Origin of the sequence: Methylomonas sp. MED-D (assembly GCF_050276835.1) — a bacterium.
Taxonomy (GTDB): domain Bacteria; phylum Pseudomonadota; class Gammaproteobacteria; order Methylococcales; family Methylomonadaceae; genus Methylomonas; species Methylomonas koyamae_A.
In genome coordinates this window covers 468,965-486,887 of the sequence record NZ_CP189965.1, presented here as the reverse complement: position 1 = coordinate 486,887, position 17,923 = coordinate 468,965, and the positions used below count along the sequence as shown (strand labels likewise).

At 57.4% G+C, this 17,923-nt stretch carries 12 protein-coding genes; 7 read left to right on the top strand and 5 right to left on the bottom strand.

Annotated elements, in window-relative coordinates; all coding sequences use genetic code 11:
* Genes ACQE3E_RS02065 through prlC form a run of 3 tightly spaced genes read left to right on the top strand, consistent with a single transcriptional unit; the run spans position 1 to position 4,767 of the window.
* A complete protein-coding gene (locus ACQE3E_RS02065; protein WP_281022097.1) occupies positions 1-1,287 on the top strand; it encodes an HDOD domain-containing protein in 1,287 nt (428 codons plus the stop codon).
* 1 nt (position 1,288) lies between these two features.
* Positions 1,289-2,647 (top strand): HDOD domain-containing protein, encoded by a 1,359-nt coding sequence (locus ACQE3E_RS02060; protein ID WP_313729222.1) that lies wholly within the window; start codon positions 1,289-1,291, stop codon positions 2,645-2,647.
* A 29-nt stretch (positions 2,648-2,676) separates the two neighbouring features.
* Complete coding sequence (gene prlC, locus ACQE3E_RS02055; protein WP_313729223.1) at positions 2,677-4,767, top strand: oligopeptidase A; 2,091 nt, start codon at positions 2,677-2,679, stop codon at positions 4,765-4,767.
* Between the two features lie 346 nt (positions 4,768-5,113).
* Here prlC and alr read toward each other — a convergent pair whose 3' ends face one another.
* From alr to ACQE3E_RS02040, 3 genes are all read right to left on the bottom strand, one after another.
* Complete coding sequence (gene alr / locus ACQE3E_RS02050; protein WP_071156165.1) at positions 5,114-6,259, bottom strand: alanine racemase; 1,146 nt, start codon at positions 6,257-6,259, stop codon at positions 5,114-5,116.
* Positions 6,256-7,650 (bottom strand): replicative DNA helicase, encoded by a 1,395-nt coding sequence (gene dnaB, locus ACQE3E_RS02045; RefSeq protein ID WP_064029946.1) that lies wholly within the window; start codon positions 7,648-7,650, stop codon positions 6,256-6,258. Before dnaB ends, alr begins: the two co-directional genes overlap by 4 nt.
* 358 nt (positions 7,651-8,008) lie before the next feature.
* Positions 8,009-8,137: a hypothetical protein gene (locus ACQE3E_RS02040; protein ID WP_313729224.1), complete on the bottom strand. Its 129-nt coding sequence runs from the start codon at positions 8,135-8,137 to the stop codon at positions 8,009-8,011.
* Positions 8,138-8,514: 377 nt separating this feature from the next.
* Between ACQE3E_RS02040 and ACQE3E_RS02035 the strand changes: the two genes are divergently transcribed.
* Entirely contained in the window at positions 8,515-9,231 is a 717-nt protein-coding gene (locus tag ACQE3E_RS02035) for a YebC/PmpR family DNA-binding transcriptional regulator (RefSeq protein ID WP_064029947.1), read from the top strand.
* 346 nt (positions 9,232-9,577) lie between these two features.
* Here ACQE3E_RS02035 and ACQE3E_RS02030 read toward each other — a convergent pair whose 3' ends face one another.
* Positions 9,578-9,964 (bottom strand): sirohydrochlorin chelatase, encoded by a 387-nt coding sequence (locus ACQE3E_RS02030; RefSeq protein WP_313729225.1) that lies wholly within the window; start codon positions 9,962-9,964, stop codon positions 9,578-9,580.
* A 424-nt stretch (positions 9,965-10,388) separates the two neighbouring features.
* Between ACQE3E_RS02030 and tssJ the strand changes: the two genes are divergently transcribed.
* On the top strand, positions 10,389-10,898 hold the full coding sequence (gene tssJ / locus ACQE3E_RS02025; RefSeq protein ID WP_064029949.1) for a type VI secretion system lipoprotein TssJ: 510 nt from the start codon (positions 10,389-10,391) through the stop codon (positions 10,896-10,898).
* 78 nt (positions 10,899-10,976) lie between these two features.
* Positions 10,977-12,221, top strand: a complete 1,245-nt coding sequence (locus tag ACQE3E_RS02020; protein WP_071156173.1) for a pectin acetylesterase-family hydrolase — start codon at positions 10,977-10,979, stop codon at positions 12,219-12,221.
* Positions 12,222-12,273: 52 nt separating this feature from the next.
* On the opposite strand, the gene ACQE3E_RS02015 is transcribed toward ACQE3E_RS02020, so the two are convergent.
* On the bottom strand, positions 12,274-13,749 hold the full coding sequence (locus tag ACQE3E_RS02015; RefSeq protein ID WP_313729226.1) for a RimK family protein: 1,476 nt from the start codon (positions 13,747-13,749) through the stop codon (positions 12,274-12,276).
* Between the two features lie 136 nt (positions 13,750-13,885).
* Here ACQE3E_RS02015 and ACQE3E_RS02010 point away from each other — a divergent pair, with 136 nt between their 5' ends.
* Entirely contained in the window at positions 13,886-17,869 is a 3,984-nt protein-coding gene (locus ACQE3E_RS02010; protein WP_313729227.1) for a hypothetical protein, read from the top strand.
* The last annotated feature ends 54 nt before the right edge of the window (positions 17,870-17,923 follow it).

Genomic DNA, 17,923 nt, shown 5'->3' with positions numbered 1-17,923 from the left:
ATGTTCGGCAAGTTATTTAAACGGGCGGCGACCAAACCCGTCGCCGCGGCAAGCAACGGCGAACGTCCGGCCCACCGTCTGCCCATCGAGTTTTTACGCAAACTGATCCCGATCGGCGAGCTGGACAGCAAAGAACTGATAAAACTGCCGATTGCGTTATGCCAGTTCAATGCCGGGGACATCGTCTTCAATCGCGGCGAAGCCTCCGACACCTTGATTTATCTCTACAGCGGCAAAGTGTTTCTGGAGTCGGCCAACGGCGGATACACGGTTGAAGAGAATACCTTCAAGGCCTGCTATCCGTTGGCGGCTCACGGCGAACATAGCGTCAGCGCCATTGCCCAAACCCCATCCCAGCTGATTTACCTACCACTATCGTTACTGCGACAAAGCAGCGCTCAGCCACACAATCCGCTGGCAAACCGCGCCAATCCGCCCGCCGAACTGCGTAATAGCCGGCTATTCGCGAAACTTTGCGCGGCCTACGACGCCGACGCGCTGCAAGTCCCCAGCCTGCCCGACGTCGCCTTAAGGCTGCGTAGTGCATTGCAAAAAGACATCAGCGTCGCCGATGCGGTGAAAATCGTCAATCTGGACCCGGCGATTTCGTCCAAACTGGTACAGGTCGCCAACAGTCCGATCTACCGAGGCTTAAAGCAGGTCAGCAATAGCCACGATGCGGTCAATCATCTGGGCTTCAAAATTACTCAAAATCTGGTCACCAGCGTCAGCCTGCACCAATTGTTCCGCAGCACCAATAAAGTGCTTCAGCAAAAATCCCAGCAAGCCTGGAAGCAGAGCATACAAATCGCCAGTTTGAGTTGTACCTTGGCCGGTCTCGGTAAAAAGATCAACGCCGACGAAGCCTTGCTTGCCGGCCTGACTCACAATATCGGCGTCTTGCCTATCATTACATTGGCTGGTAGCCTGCCCGCTTCAGAGTACACCGAGGCCGAACTCGACGCTTGCATCGACTACCTACAGGGGCTATTCGGCACTTTCATACTGAAAAAATGGCATTTTCCGGACACGCTGATCCAAATTCCGGCGCAAACCGGAAACTGGTATTACGACGCCGGCGAGGGCCTGCAATTGCACGACATTGTATTGTTAGCCAAATTTCACAGTCAGTTGGGGGGCATCCGGATGCACAAGTTGCCGCCGCTGAACACCTTGCCGGCTTTTCATAAACTGGACGACTGCGCGTTAACGCCCGACATGTCCCTGCAAGTACTGCAGGACGCCAAACAGCAAATCGCCGAGGCCTTGGCATTTTTCCGGGCCTGACATGAACTGGTTCACGCGCCTCTTCAAAAAAACGCCGCCGCCAACGTCTTCGGCGCCAACCAACATCGCCGCGAAAAACGTAAACATACCGGTGGAAATACCGGGCGTGACACCGCCGATGTCGAGGCTCAAACAATCCCTGCCTCCAGCGGAACTCAAGCAATTCGTTCCGCTACGCAATCTCGACGATGCGCATTTGGCCGCGCTGCCGCGCCAAACCCTCCGCTACGCCAAACATTCGGTGATTTTCACCTTCGACCAGCGCACCGACAGCGTGTTTTATTTAGTGCGAGGGCGGCTCAACATGCAACCCGACAGCGAAAGCAGCTACGAAATCGTCGCCGACACCCCGCGAGCCCATCTGCCGTTAAACAGCGCCACGCGTTGCGGCGCCACCGCCACCGCGCTCGACGACGTCTTGATCCTGGAAGTCTCGATAGAGCTGAACCGGCTATGGTCCGACCACTGCCGAGAATCGACCAGCTGTGTTGAACTGGTGGATATCGAACTCCCCGAGTCGTTGAACGGCCACCAGTTCTTTGTCAGCTTTGCCCAAGCCTACCGGGAAAATCAGTTAAGGTTGCCCTCGTTACCCGACGTCGCGCTTAAACTCAAGGAAGCGATGCGCAAGGAGATAGGGATAGCCGACGCCGTCGAAATTATTCAACTCGATCCGCCCATCGTCGCCAAACTGATTCAGGTTGCCAACAGCGCTCTGTATTCCACCGGCAACACGATCCACAATTGCCACGACGCGGTATCGCGCATCGGCCTCAACGCGACTCGCAACTTGGTTCTGGGCATCAGCTTGAAGCAACTGTTCCATTGCAAGGACCCAGCGCTGATGAAAGCCATGCAAGCGTTATGGCGGAGCAGTTTGTACGTCTCCAGCCTCAGCTTCGTGCTGGCCCAGGCGTGCAGCCGCATCAACCCGGAAGACGCATTGCTGGCCGGTTTGGTCGCCGACATTGGCGCGATACCGCTACTGCATTTTGCCGAACACTTCCCGGACGCCAGCCCCAGCCTGGAGGAGTTACAAGCCTCGCTAACCTATCTGCGCGCTCCGGTCGGCACTCTGGTACTGCATACCTTGGGCTTCTCGGAAACCCTAACCGGCATTCCGCCACTCGCCGAAAATTGGCTGTATGACAGCGGCTCGGAACTGACGCTGAGCGACATTGTCATGCTAGCCAAATTACACAGCTATTTCGGTAGCGGCAAATCCCGCGACCTACCCTATATTTGCTCGATACCGGCCTACGCCAAACTCAGCGAGGGCAAGCTCAACCCCGATTTTTCGCTTTCCGTGTTACAAAAGGCTCAGGCCCGCGTGCAGGTGGCGATGCAACTGTTATCCTGATTTTTTCCGATTACTTTCCGGCTACCGTAATGACCAATCCTTTATTAGAACGTACCGAACTCCCGCAATTTTCCAAAATTCTGCCCGAACATGTCGAACCGGCGATCGATCAATTACTGGCCAATGCTCGCGCCGCCATTGATACCCAGCTAGCAGGCGGCGGCCCCTACACTTGGCATAACCTGATCGAGCCCATCGAGGAAGCCGAAGACCGCTTGAACAAGGCTTGGTCGCCGGTCAGCCACATGAATTCGGTCGTGAACAGCGACGCCATGCGCGACGCCTACAACGCCTGCCTTGGCAAACTCAGCGCCTACGCCACCGAAACCGGCCAAAACAAGGCGCTGCAACAAGCCTACAAAGCCATTCGCGACAGCGATGAATTCGCCAATCTCGAACCCGCCCAACAAAAGATTATCGATAACGCACTACGCGATTTTCATTTGTCCGGTGTCGACCTTCCAGCCGAGCAACAAGCGCGCTACAAGGAGATCAGTCAGCAACTGTCCAAGTTGGCCAGCCAGTTCGAGGAAAACCTGCTCGACGCCACCAACGCCTGGCACAAGCAAATTACCCATCTCGACGATTTGGCCGGCCTGCCCGAGTCGGCCATTGCCCAAGCCAAGCAGGCTGCCGAAGCCGAAGGCAAGGACGGCTGGTTGATCAATCTACAATTTCCGTCCTATCTGGCGATCATGACCTACGCCGACAATCGGGAACTGCGGCGCGAGCATTACGAAGCCTTCTGCACCCGCGCATCCGACCAGGGTCCGCACGCCGGCCAATGGGACAACACCGACATCATGGAGCAGATTTTGGCTCTGCGCCACGAAAAGGCCCAATTGCTGGGATTCAGCAATTACGCGGAATATTCGCTGGCCACCAAAATGGCCAAGTCCACCGACGATGTGGTCAAATTTCTGGAAGACCTGGCCGACAAATCCTGGCGCCAGGCGCGCCGCGACCTGACCGAGCTGAAGGAATACGCCGCCCAGGAACACGGCCTGCACGATCTGCAAGCCTGGGACATCGGCTACTACTCGGAAAAAATGCGCCAGCACTACTATCAATTGTCGCAAGAAGAAGTGAAGACCTACTTTCCGGACAACAAAGTCGTACCTGGCTTGTTCGCGATCGTCGAACGCCTGTATGGTCTGCAAATCAGCGAAATCCAGGAGTTCGACGCCTGGCACCCGGATGTGCGCTTTTATCAAATCGCCGACAAGGACGGCGCACTACGCGGCCGCTTCTTCCTGGACTTGTACGCCCGCGCCAAGAAGCGCGGCGGCGCCTGGATGGACGATTGCGTCTGCCGCAAGAAAACCTCGACCGGCCTGCAAACGCCAGTCGCCTACCTGACCTGCAACTTCACGCCGCCGATCGCCAGGGATGGTGGGGGTGCGGTAACGAGTATGGAACTCGTACCGCCGTCCGGCAACGCCCCCGCCCTGCTAACTCACGACGAAGTGGAAACCCTGTTCCACGAATTCGGCCACGGTCTGCATCACATGCTGACCCGGATCGACCACCTCGGCGTGTCCGGCATCAACGGCGTGGAATGGGACGCGGTGGAACTGCCCAGCCAGTTCATGGAAAACTGGTGCTGGGACAGGGAAGCCCTGGGCCTGATTTCCGGCCATTACCAAACCGGAGAGGCATTGCCGGATGCGCTGTACGATAAGATGCTGGCCGCGAAAAACTTTCAGGCCGGCATGATGATGGTGCGGCAACTGGAATTCAGCCTGTTCGACTTCAAAATTCACCAGCACTACGACCCGGCCAAGGGCGGACGGATATATCAGACCTTGCAACAAGTGCGAGAGCAAGTCGCGGTGGTCAAGCCGCCCGAATTCAACCGCTTCGCCCACAGCTTCTCGCACATCTTCGCGGGCGGTTACGCGGCCGGTTATTACAGCTATAAATGGGCGGAAGTCCTGTCGGCCGACGCCTTCTCGCTGTTCGAGGAAAAAGGCATTTTCGATCGCGCTACCGGTGAATCCTTCCTGCGCAATATCCTGGAACAAGGCGGCAGCAGCGACGCGATGACTTTATTTAAAAACTTCCGCGGCCGCGAACCACGGATTGACGCCTTGCTACGGCACAACGGGATTGCCGCTTAGCGACGGCAGCGTGAACCAAACTGGTCGAGAGCCCGTTAGTCAAGAACCGGTCGTTCGCAATCGAACAGAACCGGTTCGGACAGTTCTCGCCGGTGGCACTCCGCAGTTTGTACGACATGCTTTGATCGCCTGAAACTCGAATCGAGCGCATCTCGACCACCTGAAACTGGGATCATCCATCTTTGGGATTTCAGGCGGCGATCAAGGCCTACAGCCTCGCCAAGCCGCACCGCCTCGTGTCGGCACATCGCGAGCTACCTCGCGCACCGGGTCCGACCAGCGCGCTGGCGTTTTTCAAAGGGCATAAGCAGCGTTAAGCCTGGCTGTCCACGATGCAACGGCCAACTCAACCGGCCATGGTCGTCGCGGAGACAAAAGTTTCCGCCGGGCTTCGTTCTATCACTTGCACCCGCTGGGTAATCCCGCAGAGTAAGGTATAAGGTATCGTGTCGGCGTGACGGGCGATTTCCTCGACCGGCAAGGCCTCGCCCCACAACGTGACCGGATCGCCGGGCTGGGCGTCCGGCTGGCTATTAAGATCGACGGTGATCATGTCCATCGACACCCGGCCTATCAACGGCACACGCCGACCATTGACCAACACCGGCGCGCCGCTTTGGGTGTGACGGTGATAGCCGTCGCCATAGCCTATCGACGCCACGCCCAGCCGGGTCGGTTGCCGGCAAGTCCAGGTGCCGCTGTAACCGACCGATTCGCCGGCGGCGACATACTTGACCGCGATCAACCGCGAATGCAGACTCATCACCGGTCGCAGACCGAAATCCGCGCCGGTTTTACCGGCAAACGGCGAGCAGCCGTACAGCATCAATCCCGGCCTGACCCAATCCCCCCCCCTAACCTGTGCCGAGTTGGAAGACACGTTGGGCCAGCCAATGATGCCGGCCGAATTAGCGATACTACGCTGACCGGGGAAGTCTTTGACCGCATGGTTGAATACGTCGATCTGGCGGCGGGTTTTGTCGTCGAGCAAGTCGTCGGCGTTGGCGAAATGGGTAATCAGATTGATCGGTTGCGCGACGGCGACACAATCGGCCAGCGCCTGATAAGCGGCCAAAAAGTCGCCGCCCTTGAAACCCAGGCGGTTCATACCGGTATCCATTTTCAACCAAACCGGTAATTTTTCGGATTCCGGCGCCAGTTGCCGCAAAATGCCGATTTGCTGCGGCGTATGAATCACCGCCGCTAGTTTGTGGCGTACCATCAAACGCAGCTCGTCCAGACAGACAAAGCCCTGCAAGACCGTAATCGCTTGCGTGAATCCGGCCTCGCGCAAGCGCACGCCTTCATCGACCCGCGCCACCGCGAAACCGTCGGCCTCGGCCAACGCCGCCGCCACTCTATCCATACCGTGGCCGTAGCCGTTGGCCTTGATGACCGCCATGATCCGGTTGTTCGGCGCATAGCGTTTAACCTGGGCCAGATTGTGGCGGGCGGCGTCCAGATCCAGATGCACGTAAGCGGCCGGCGTCATTCGTAATCCTCGCTACCGGTATAAACGCCCGCGAAGTTTTCGAAGCGGGTGTATTGGCCGAGGAAGGTCAGTCGCACCGTGCCTAGCGGACCGTTCCGCTGCTTGCCGATGATGACTTCGGCAATACCTTTGTCCGGACTGTCCTCGTGATACACCTCGTCGCGATACACGAAAATGATCAAATCGGCATCCTGCTCGATCGCGCCGGATTCGCGCAAATCCGACATCACCGGCCGTTTATTCGGGCGTTGCTCCAGATTCCGGTTGAGCTGCGATAAAGCGATCACCGGCACGTTCAGCTCCTTGGCCAGCGCCTTCAGGCCGCGCGAGATGTCGGAAATCTGCTGGACGCGGTTATCGCCGCTGGACGGCGATTGCATCAGCTGCAGGTAATCGAGCACGATCAAACCCAGTTGGCCGTGCTCGCGGGTCAAACGGCGGGCGCGGGAACGCACCTCGGTCGGCGTCAGCGCCGGGGTGTCGTCGATAAACATTTTGGTCTCGGCCAGCAGATTGATCGCCGAGGTCAGTCTGGGCCAATCGTCGTCGTCGAGCTTGCCGGTCCTCACCTTGTGCTGATCGATCCTGCCCAGCGACGACATCATCCGCATCGCCAGGGCTTCACCCGGCATCTCCATACTGAATACGGCGACCGGCATCCCGCTTTTCAAAGCCACGTTTTCGGCCATGTTCATCGCGATCGTGGTCTTGCCCATCGAAGGCCTGCCGGCGACGATAATCAAGTCGGACGGTTGCAGTCCGGAAGTTTTTTCGTCGAGGTCGGTGAAGCCGGTACTGGCGCCGGTGATGTCGCCGTCCTGCTCGTACAGCATTTCGATCTTGTCCACCGCCTTGGCCAGCAAGGATTTGATCGACGCAAAACCGCCTTGACCGCGTTGGCGTTGCTCGGCGATTTCGAATACCTTGCGCTCGGCGTTTTCCAACAAATCGGCGGTTTCCCGGCCTTCGGTGGTGAAGGCCGAGTCGGAAATTTCGGTACCGACATGAATCAGCTGCCGCAAGACCGAGCGGTCGCGGACGATGTTGGCATAGGCGACGATATTGGCGGCGCTGGGCGTGTCGCGCGCCAGTGAAGCCAGATACGCGAGGCCGCCACCGTCCTGCAGTTCGCCGGTGGCTTCCAAGACTTCCGAAATCGTCACGACATCGAACGGATCCTGTTTCTCGGCCAATTGAGCGATCGCGCGAAAGATCAAACGATGGTCGCGTCGGTAAAAATCGCCCTCGACGATTTTATCGGCCACCGAATCCCAGGTGCGATTATCCAGCAGCAGGCCACCCAGCACGGATTGTTCGGCCTGGATCGAATGCGGCGGGACTTTCAGAGACTCGACGGCTTGATCGGGAGAAAAGTAATAATCTTCGGACATGGCAACGGAAAGGGCGAATACTGGCCGCGCATTATAACCGGCTAACTACTCGGACAGACTGATGGCGACGACGTCGCATGCCGACGGAAAATGCAAAGTATATCGTTCGGCGAGTAGGCCGCGTACCAATACATCTCGGACGACTAGCGGTTTCAATTTTGTCAGGGCCTACCCACATCTCACCGGCAATTGACCACCAACAACACTGCGACAGCTGTTTTACGCTACGTCTTCCTTTATTAGCCAAGCTCGGCTTTCTCGGACTCTAGGGCACAAAAAAGCCGGTTTTACCCGGCTGTTTGCTGATCTGCAATAATAGGCCCGTAGCCCTTTTGTATGAATTGATTTTTGGTTAGCGTTATTGCTCAACCTCGATATCGCGCCAAGCTTCGACGGCAAACAACGCCAGTTCTTTAACCACTGTAAGAATAAATCTGACCGCGCCGTAGCCGAGCCCCGCCAAGACCAAGATAGCTAGTATTTTCATAGTACCTCCCAATTAAAGCCTCCCGTTTGGCGAGTTTGCCACTTTCCCGATAAAACTCAATAGCCCCTTTCAGGGGTTTTGGCAACACAATCAATGAAGTACAACAACAATACAATTTAAAACAAGCCGTTAAAATTCATTGTTAAAGTAAATTAAATTTCAATATCGTGCGGGAGTTTTTCCGGTTTTCGGCTACGTTGGACCGGATTGCGGTATTTTTGCCGGAGTCGGATACAAAGAAGATTCATCAAGGCCATCCTCGCCAATCGGCTCGACCGCGCCCCGCTGACCAGCCGACAGCGAAAAGTTTCCCGCGAAAAAATACTTGGCGTTAAAATCCGCGCCTTTAACCGCGTTGTCTATGGAGCAGCAGTCCGATGGGTAGAGCCTACCAGAACAGAAAGGTGTCGATGGCCAAAACGGCCGATGCGAAGACCAAGGTATACAGCAAATACGGCCGCGAAATTTATGTCTGCGCCAAGTCCGGCGGCGTCGACCCGTCCGGCAATTTGACCTTACGCGGACTTATCGACCGGGCTAAAAAGGATCAGGTCCCCGGCCACGTCATCGACAAAGCCCTAGACAAAGCCAAGGGCGGCGGCGGCGAGGATTTCGCGCCGGCTCGCTATGAAGGTTTTGGCCCGGGCGGTTGCATGGTGATCGTCGATTGCTTGACCGATAATCCGAATCGCACTTTCGGCGACGTACGTCTGTGTTTTACTAAAACCAAATGCAAGATAGGTACGCAGGGCACCGTCAGCCACATGTTCGATCACGCCGCGATTCTGGCGTTTCGCCACGATGACGAAGACAGCGTTCTCGAAGCCCTACTGAGCGCCGACGTCGATGTCAGCGATATTGAAAACGACGAAGGCAAGTTAACGGTATTCACGCCGCAAGCCGACTATTTCAAAGCCAAGCAGGCGCTGACCGACTTGCTAGGTGAAATCGATTTCGAAGTCGATGAAATTCAGTTTTTACCGAAGGGTTCAACGCCGATCGCGGGCGACGACGCGGTGTTATTCGAAAAATTTTTAGATATGCTGAATGAACTGGATGACGTGCAAAACGTTTATCACGACGCCGCCTATTGACCGCGAGGAATCGGGAAAAAACTGCGGCAATTTGTCGCAGTTTTTCTGGACAACCCGGTTTTAATCTCTTAGAATGCATTCACCTTGAATTAGGTCGATGCGATTGGCAAGAATCGTCATCTTTCAACGGGGGAGGAGAGCGGCCAGTTCGCTGGTAAAACAACAACAATAAGCGCAGCAAGTTAAGCTGTCGAAATCAATTCGACAGACGTCCAAAACACAATAATAAACCGGACGAAGCCCGCAATATGCGGGCTTTTTTATGCCCCGAGCAAAATCAGCGAAAAAAATGAAAATCGCTAGCACGCCGGAACGACCGAAATCGCTGTTCTCATCCGCTATGTTTTCACGAAAGCTCGCCCAGACAATCGAACGCCAAATCGAGTAACACCGGCCGCATCGCGGCCGCGCTGCCTAAATGCTCGGCAATCAGAATTTCGACCTCCGGCGCCTGACAGCGCATGCCCTCTACTTGCGCCGGAATATCGATGCCAACATGACGACCGGCCGCCAAAAAGTAAGGTAAGACGACAATACGCCGCGCGCCGGCCGCAATTTGCCTACGTAAACCGTCCGAGATGCTCGGTTCGGCAATTTCCAGGAATGCGCACGCGACACCGGCATAACGGCTGCCGATGGCCAAGGTGTCCGCCAATCGACGAATCTCGTCGTTAGCTTGTTCTCGGCGACTGCCGTGCGCGACCAGTAACAAGTGAGTGTTCATCGTTTTCATTCGATGTCCTTAGAGATTTGGTGGCGTCGCGACCCACTAACATACGTCGCGAAAGGCGACACCAGGGAGGGAGAGGTTCCCGCGACAAAACCTGCGCATTGCTAGGCGTTCAGGCATTGATATCGGCAAATTGGTCTACCGAGTACTGAGACGACACTCGTTTGAAACCTCCATTCCTCCCCCGGTCCGAACCTCGCCAGCAACCTTGTTCTTTGCGCCAGCGATGACAAAAGCACCGCAAAAGTTTCCGCCAGTGTGCCGCGATTGCAGACCGTTGCAGAGAAATTTTCCGCGCGCGATTCGCCTAACCGGCTCCGACGCCTACCATCCACCGAAACACCGGATAGGACTATACTGTCCGCAAACCCTGACGCCGTATCCTAAGCGGCGTTCGGCGTCTACCAACACCGATGAGACTTTCAATATGTGGTTAACCAGACTGTTGTTCAACTTGCCCTTACTCCTGGTTCTCGGATGTGCCGAAACCCCGGAGCAACCGGCGCCCTTACCGCCGACTCAGGTCGATCTGAAGATCGAAAGCGCGCCGATGATCAACCCCGATACCGACGGCAAGGCCGCCCCGGTTTTGCTGCGGGTTTACGAGCTGCGTGAACAAAGCTCGTTCAATGGCGCGGACTTTTTTGCACTGTTCGATAAAGATCAGGCCACGCTGGCCGCCGATTTGGTCCGTAAGCAGGAATTGCTGATCAAACCCGGCGAGAACAAAGCGATACATATCGAACCCGCCGGCGACACTCGCTCACTAGGGTTTTTCGCGGCTTTTCGAAAGCTGGATAACGCTCAATGGCGCGCCGTCGCGCCGGTGGTCGCGCATCAAAACAACATGGTGACTTTGAAAATCAAGGGGAATACACTGGCTGCCGATGCATCCGCCGAGCCGCCGCCCGCGCTAGCGGTCAAGCCGGCGGAATGACTTGTCGAACCGAACCTATAACCACTCGATGCGAATCGGGGTGTTTCTTAATTTGTTCAATAACTACGAGGAAAAACTATGAATTCGAAGTTTTGGCGCTATTTTGGTGCCGCCGCATTATTGGCCACCACCTGTGTGCAAGCCAAGGACACTTGGCAAGAAGTTGTCGTTGCTCCTGGAGACTATCGGGTTAATGTAACCGGCCAAGCGCGGCGAATTCATCCGAGCTGCGCGTTTGAGGATGGGTACAAGTTTTATTTGAAGCCAGGCAACTCTGAAAAGTTGGTGGTGTATTTCAACGGAGGTGGCGCTTGCTGGAATTACAGCACCTGTTCCACCGCATTCGGCAACGATCCGAGTCAGGCAACTTTTATACCGAGCACCAATCTCGCCAATAATCCGGCAACTTGGGATGGCCTTCTTGCGATAGACAACCCTAGCAACCCATACAAGGACTGGACAATAGTCTTTCTACCTTACTGTACGGGCGACGTGTTCATCGGGGCGAAAGAAACCGTTTACAGCAACCCGCAGCTCAGTCCGAACAACGCCGTTCCCGATGTGTTTACTGTTCATCACCGCGGTTTCGATAACTTCCTGTACGTGATGAACTACCTGGATAGCCGATACAGACATCTTGATAAAATTTTGGTATCCGGCTCCAGTGCTGGCGGATACGGTAGTACGCTGAACTATCCCTGGATTAAGAAAATTCTGGGCCGCAATGCGAAAACTTCTCTGGTCAGTGACGGCAGTATCGGAGTACTGACCGATGAATTCATCCAAGACTCACTGTTTGGAACAAATACATCCTGGTCGATAGAGCAAACCTTGCACCCCGCATTAAGGCGATTATCGAAGGTAACTGAAGGTTTAAATTTTATACCTTCAGCACTGAGGATACTCGCTAATCAATATCCCGAAGATCGATTCAGCCAATACACCAACGCATACGATTATGTTCAAGCAATATTTTGGAATCTTATGCAACCAATCCCGCAACCTTTACCAGACCTGGCGACCTGGAGCACTCGTATGCTGGAAATGACTGTAGCTAATCAAACCAACCTGCCACACAATTATCGCAGCTATATCGACCCCGGTTGTGACCATACGATATTAAGCTACAGTGAGTTTTATACGTCGGCGTTAGAAGGTATTAGCTTTCTAGACTGGATCAAAACCCAGACTGGAGAGTCCTATAGCAAAAAGCATCGCTGGCGCAACCTGAGTTGCACGCTGGGCGAGAATTGTGGCGAAGAAACGTTAACAACGGACGGTATTGAAGCCTGTCTGAATCGATTTTATTCCCGCCTTTTTTAACTTGCGGTTAACTCTACGTAGCCCTGCCTCGCCAATAAGCCGAGCAGGGCATTCACGCCAAACCCTTACCACGGTTTTCCATCCGCCGCAGAAATTCCGCCATGATGGCGCGGTAAAGTTCGTCGCCCAGATACTGGTCCTCGACGCCGCTGTCGATGCTGGGATTGTCGTTGACCTCGATGACATAGCCCTTGCCGGCCACTTCCTTGACATCCACGCCGTACAATCCGTTGCCTATCGGCTGGGTGGCTTTCAGCGCGGCCTCCAGCACCACCCTCGGTACTTCGAAGGTCGGTAACGTCGCGAAACTGCCGCTATCGGTGCGGTTAGCGCCGTGCCGGTAAATCTGCCAATGATTTTTCACCATGAAATAACGGCAAGCGTACAAAGCCTTGTGGTTGAACACGCCGATACGCCAGTCGAAATCGGTATACAAAAACTCCTGAGCCAACAGCAACGCCGATTGCTGAAATAGTTCCGCGACTTTTTGATCCAATTCCGCCCGATTATTCACCTTGACGATACCCCGCGAGAACGAACCGTCCGGAATCTTGATCACCACCGGGAAACCGGCGGCGGCTTCCAATTGGTCCAGATGCGCGGCATTGCCTTTGTGCAAAATCCACGTGCGCGGCGACGGCACGCGGTGGGTACGGAACAGGTCGGCCAAATAGACTTTGTTGGCGCAACGCAAAATCGAATTGGGATCGTCGATCACCACCAAGCCTTCGGCCTCGGCTTTTTTTGCGAAGCGGTAAGTGTGGTGGTCTATGGCGGTGGTTTCGCGGATGAACAAGCCGTCGAACTCGGGAATCCGGCCGTAGTGATTCTGGGTGATCAGTTCCACGTCGATGCCCATCCGCCGCCCGACGTGGATAAATTTCTTCAACGCGCCGCGATTACTGGGCGGCAAGGTTTCGGCCGGGTTGATCAGCACCGCCAGATCGAATCGCGCGGACTTTCGGGCCCGGCTCTTGCGCCAGACTTTCTTGCTGAATTTGTCCAGCGCGTCGGCGAACAAGGTTTGCATGTCGTCGTTCAACTGCCGCGGCGATACTGCGGTCAAATCGGTGATTTCCCATTGCTGTTGCGGGCGGAGCGTAATCTTGAGAATCGGGCAGGGAAAGCGCTCGAACAGCAAGCGCGCCAACTCTTGAAACGCCGGATCGGGTGTGGTGCCGAAATAGCTGTACAGCGCGAACTCGCCATCCTTGTTCTGCTTCTTGAATGCTCGCAGCAAAGGCTCGGTAAAATCTTCCAGTTGCAGACGGTACAAGGCATTCTTGCCCAAATCGTTGATGACTTTTACCGACGGAATCACATGGTGATTGCGCGCTTCCGCGAGCAGCGAACAGTAGTACCCGTCCGATAGATAGGCATAGTCGCCGCACAAATTGATGATCCGCATCCGCCGATCCGGATCGGCATACGCGGTTGCCAGATAGGTTTCGAAAGTGATGACATGTTCGCTGGGATAATAAGGTCCCCAGTCGGAAAGGTCGTCGACTACCAGTAGCGTACTTGCCATCGCGGAAATTGCCTTGCGGAGAGTGGAAACAAGCTGGGCATTCTGAAACCGACCGCGGATTTTCACAAGCACCAATCCATGCCGCATAATGACGCCGTTATCGGCGCTTGAGCGGGAATTGATTCGGGAGGCAAGAATGTGGCGATTGATGTGCGTGGTGTTATGTTTCGGACTCTGGTTCTGGCGTACGGCCGGCGCCATCCCGCCCGATGCGCTGCCAGCCCCATTGGTACCCTGGGCCGAGTGGGTGCTGCACGACCAGCCCGAACACGGCTGTCCGTTCGCCCACGACGACTTTCAATCCAAGCAGTGCCTATGGCCGGGACCGTTGCAATTGCAACTGGAAAGCGACGGCGGCCGGTTCGCCGGCGACTGGACCCTGTATCGCCGCGACTGGCTGGAACTGCCCGGCGACGAACGCCATTGGCCGCAAGCGGTAAGCGCCGACCGGCAAGCCTTGCCGGTATTGATTCGCAACGGCAAGCCGGCGGTCTATCTGCCGGCCGGACGCTATCGGATCGCCGGCGAGTTTCGCTGGCAACAGCTACCCGAACAGTTAGCGCTACCGGAGATTGTGGGTCCGCTGCAACTCAGCGTGGCCGGACTAACCATTCCTTATCCGACCATCGAGCAAGGCGCGGTTTGGCCGCGCGCCGATGCCGGCGGCACCGGTCAGGATCGCTTGGACGTGCAAGTATTCCGCCAAATCATCGACGATATCCCCTTGCAAGTGCTCACTCGCCTCGATCTGGAAGTATCCGGCGCCGCCCGGGAAATCGCGCTGCCGCTGGCCTTGCTGCCCGGCCTAATTCCCGTCGAGCTGACCAGCCCATTGCCGGCCCGGCTGGACGGCGACGGCCGGCTTTGGCTACAACTGCGCCCTGGACGCTGGCGCGTCGAATTGCTCGCCCGCCATCCCGGCCCCGTCGAAGAGATGGCCTTGCCGACCGGCGAAGCCTCATGGCCGAGCGCCGAACTGTGGACCTTTCAAGCCATGCCTGCCCTGCGCCTGGTGGAAATCGACAATCTGCCGGCGATCGACGGCAGCCAGACCAATTTACCCGAAGACTGGCGGCACTTGCCGACCTATCAAGTAACACCGGGGCAAAGTCTGCATTTCAAACTGCTGCGTCGAGGCGATCCGGAGCCGGAACCCAATCAACTGTCCCTGGTCCGGACCTTGTGGCTGGATTTCGACGGCGGCGGCTACACCGTTAACGACAAGATCAGCGGCACGATGAGCCGAGATTGGCGGCTGAACGCGCTGCCGGAAACCCGGCTCGGGCAGGTGCAATTGAACGGCCAAAACCAACTGCTGACCCGGCTCGATCAATCCGACGGCATCGAAGTCCGGCGCGGCGCGATCGAGCTCAGCGCGGATAGCCGCATCGAAAACGGCATCTCTGAAATAGCCGCCGACGGCTGGCAGCAACGTTTTCAATCGCTGCGCGCCGAACTCAACCTGCCGCCGGGTTGGCGACTATTGGCCGTGACCGGCGTCGACAACAGCTCGGACACCTGGCTGGCGCGCTGGACTTTGCTGGACTTGTTTCTGGTCGCGCTGGCCGCGATCGCGGCCGGCAGGCTCTGGTCGCCGGCTTGGGGCGGCTTGGCCTTGCTCGGATTGGTCTTGATCTGGCACGAAGCCGATGCGCCGCGCTGGTTGTGGCCGAACGGTCTGGCCATCGCCGGACTCCTTCGCGTGGTACCGAGCGGACGCTTGGCCCGCTGGCTGACTTGGTATCGCGGCGCCAGCTTGGCGGCTCTGGTGATTGTCGCGGTGCCGTTCGCGATTGACCAATTGCGCGCGGCCGTCTATCCGCAGCTGGCCGAGCCGGCGGCCTTCAATGATTTCGGCTACTCCGAGGTGCCGGCCGGCGCCGACGCGATAACGGCCGCGGCGCCCGCCGAACTGGCCGAAACCGCCGCTGCCGAGCAGGCGCCGAGGCGCGCGTATTTGAGCAAAGCCTTGCCGATGTCGGCGCCACTCTCGTCGGCCGCCGGCCTGGACCGCATCGATCCGGACGCCAATCTACAAACCGGCCCCGGTTTGCCGAATTGGCATTGGCAACGGGTCCGTTTAAACTGGAACGGTCCGGTCGATAGCACCGAGCACTTGCGGTTCTGGTATCTACCGCCGTGGGCCACCGCGCTGCTACGCGTGCTGCAAACGGCTATCGCGGCCTTATTGGTCCTACGTCTGGCCGGCTTCACACTGCCCGCCTGGCGCCTGGGCAAAGGCTCGGTCGCGTCATTGATCTTGATCCTGCTGATCGCCCCCCAGCCACCGGTCCATGCCGCTGATTGGCCGGATCAGGCCTTGCTGGAACAACTGAAAACTCGCCTGCTGGAGCCGCCAGCCTGCGTCCCGCAATGCGCGCAGATTGCCGAGATGCAGGTGTTTGCCCGCCAGGACACCTTGACCATCGAACTGAGAATCGCCGCCGAGCGCGAAGTGGCCGTGCCGCTGCCCGCCAAGTTGGGCATCTGGTTTCCCGAACGCATTGATGTCGACGGCAGCGCCGCCCGGACAGCAATTCGCCGCGAAGATGGCGGCTTGAGCGTGCTGGTGCCGGCCGGCGTGCATGTTTTCAAATTGCAAGGTCGCTACGCCAACCTGGACAAGTTCGCGCTACCACTACCGTTGGCGCCGCGCCATGTCACGCTGGAAGCCCTAGGCTGGACGATCGGCGGCGTCTATGAAGACGGCTTGGCCGGACCGCAGCTGGAATTTAGCCGTGAGCCGCGCGAGTCCGGCGAACCAGGCCAAAAAGCGGCCAAACCGCTACCGGCTTTCGTCCGAGTCGAACGGACCTTGCATCTGGGCTTGGATTGGCGCGTCACCACCCGCATCGAGCCATTGGTTGCCAGTGGTCAGCCGGTTTTGCTGGAGTTGCCGCTATTGCCGGGCGAAGCGGTCACCAGCTCGGAGGTCCGCGTCAAGGACGGCAAGGTACTGATCAATATGGCCGCCGGCCAAGAGGGTTTGGTTTGGGAATCGCTGTTGGAAAAATCCGCGCATTTGACGCTGAAGGCGCCGGACACGACTCAATGGACCGAAGTCTGGCGAGCCGACGTCAGCCCGGTTTGGCATTTACGAATCGCCGGCATCGCGGTGGTTCATCACGGCGATGCCGGCGTCTGGCTGCCGGAGTGGCGGCCGTGGCCGGGCGAAACGGTCGAATTGAGCATAGACAGGCCGGCGGCCCTAGCGGGCGATACGCTGACCATCGATCATAGCGATCTGGAGGTTACGCCTGGCCAACGCGGCGTCGATAGCCGCTTAAATCTGCACTTACGTAGCTCCAAGGGCGGCCAGCATAAGCTGACGCTGCCGGCCGGCGCTGAATTGCAAGGCGTAACGATAGACGGCGCCAGTCAACCGATACGCCAACAAGGCGCGACGCTGAGTCTGCCGATTCATCCGGGCGAACAACGGATCGAAGTCCATTGGCAAGCCGCCGCCGAGCCCGGCTTTTGGTTGGAAACCCCGCCGATGGACTTGGGCACGCCTAGCGTCAACAGCGATATCCATATGACTATACCTCGTGATCGCTGGCCAGTCTGGACGGTTGGACCGCGTTTCGGACCGGCCGCGCTGATTTGGGGCTTATTGGTCGTGCTGGCCGGCGCGGCCTGGGGCTTAGCGAAAATTGGCCGCGTGCCGCTCGGCGGCGGCGCCTGGTTTTTGTTGCTGGTGGGCCTGAGCCAGCTACATATCGCCGCCGCGCTGACCGTGGTCGCTTGCTTGTTTGCACTGGATTGGCGCGCCCGACGGCCGGCCCATTCCCGACTGGCCTTTAACGCCAGCCAGATCGGCTTGGCCTTGTTAGGCTTGCTGGCGCTGACCCTGCTAGGCCTAGCGGTGCGACAGGGATTGCTGGGCACCCCGGACATGCAAATTGCCGGAAATCACTCCGACGCCTATCGACTGAACTGGTATCAAGACCGCAATCCAGCGCGATTGCCGACGGCCGGCGTGGTCAGCCTACCGATTTTCGCCTACCATCTGCTGATGCTGGCCTGGGCGCTGTGGCTGGCCAGAGCCTTGCTCAACTGGCTGCGTTGGGCTTGGTTGTGTTGGTCCGTTGGGGGGATTTGGCGCGGAGCAGGCGAATAGGCGTATCCGTCCGCGCGACCGAATGTGTTGCCCGCCGAGTTTTCTCGCAAGCCT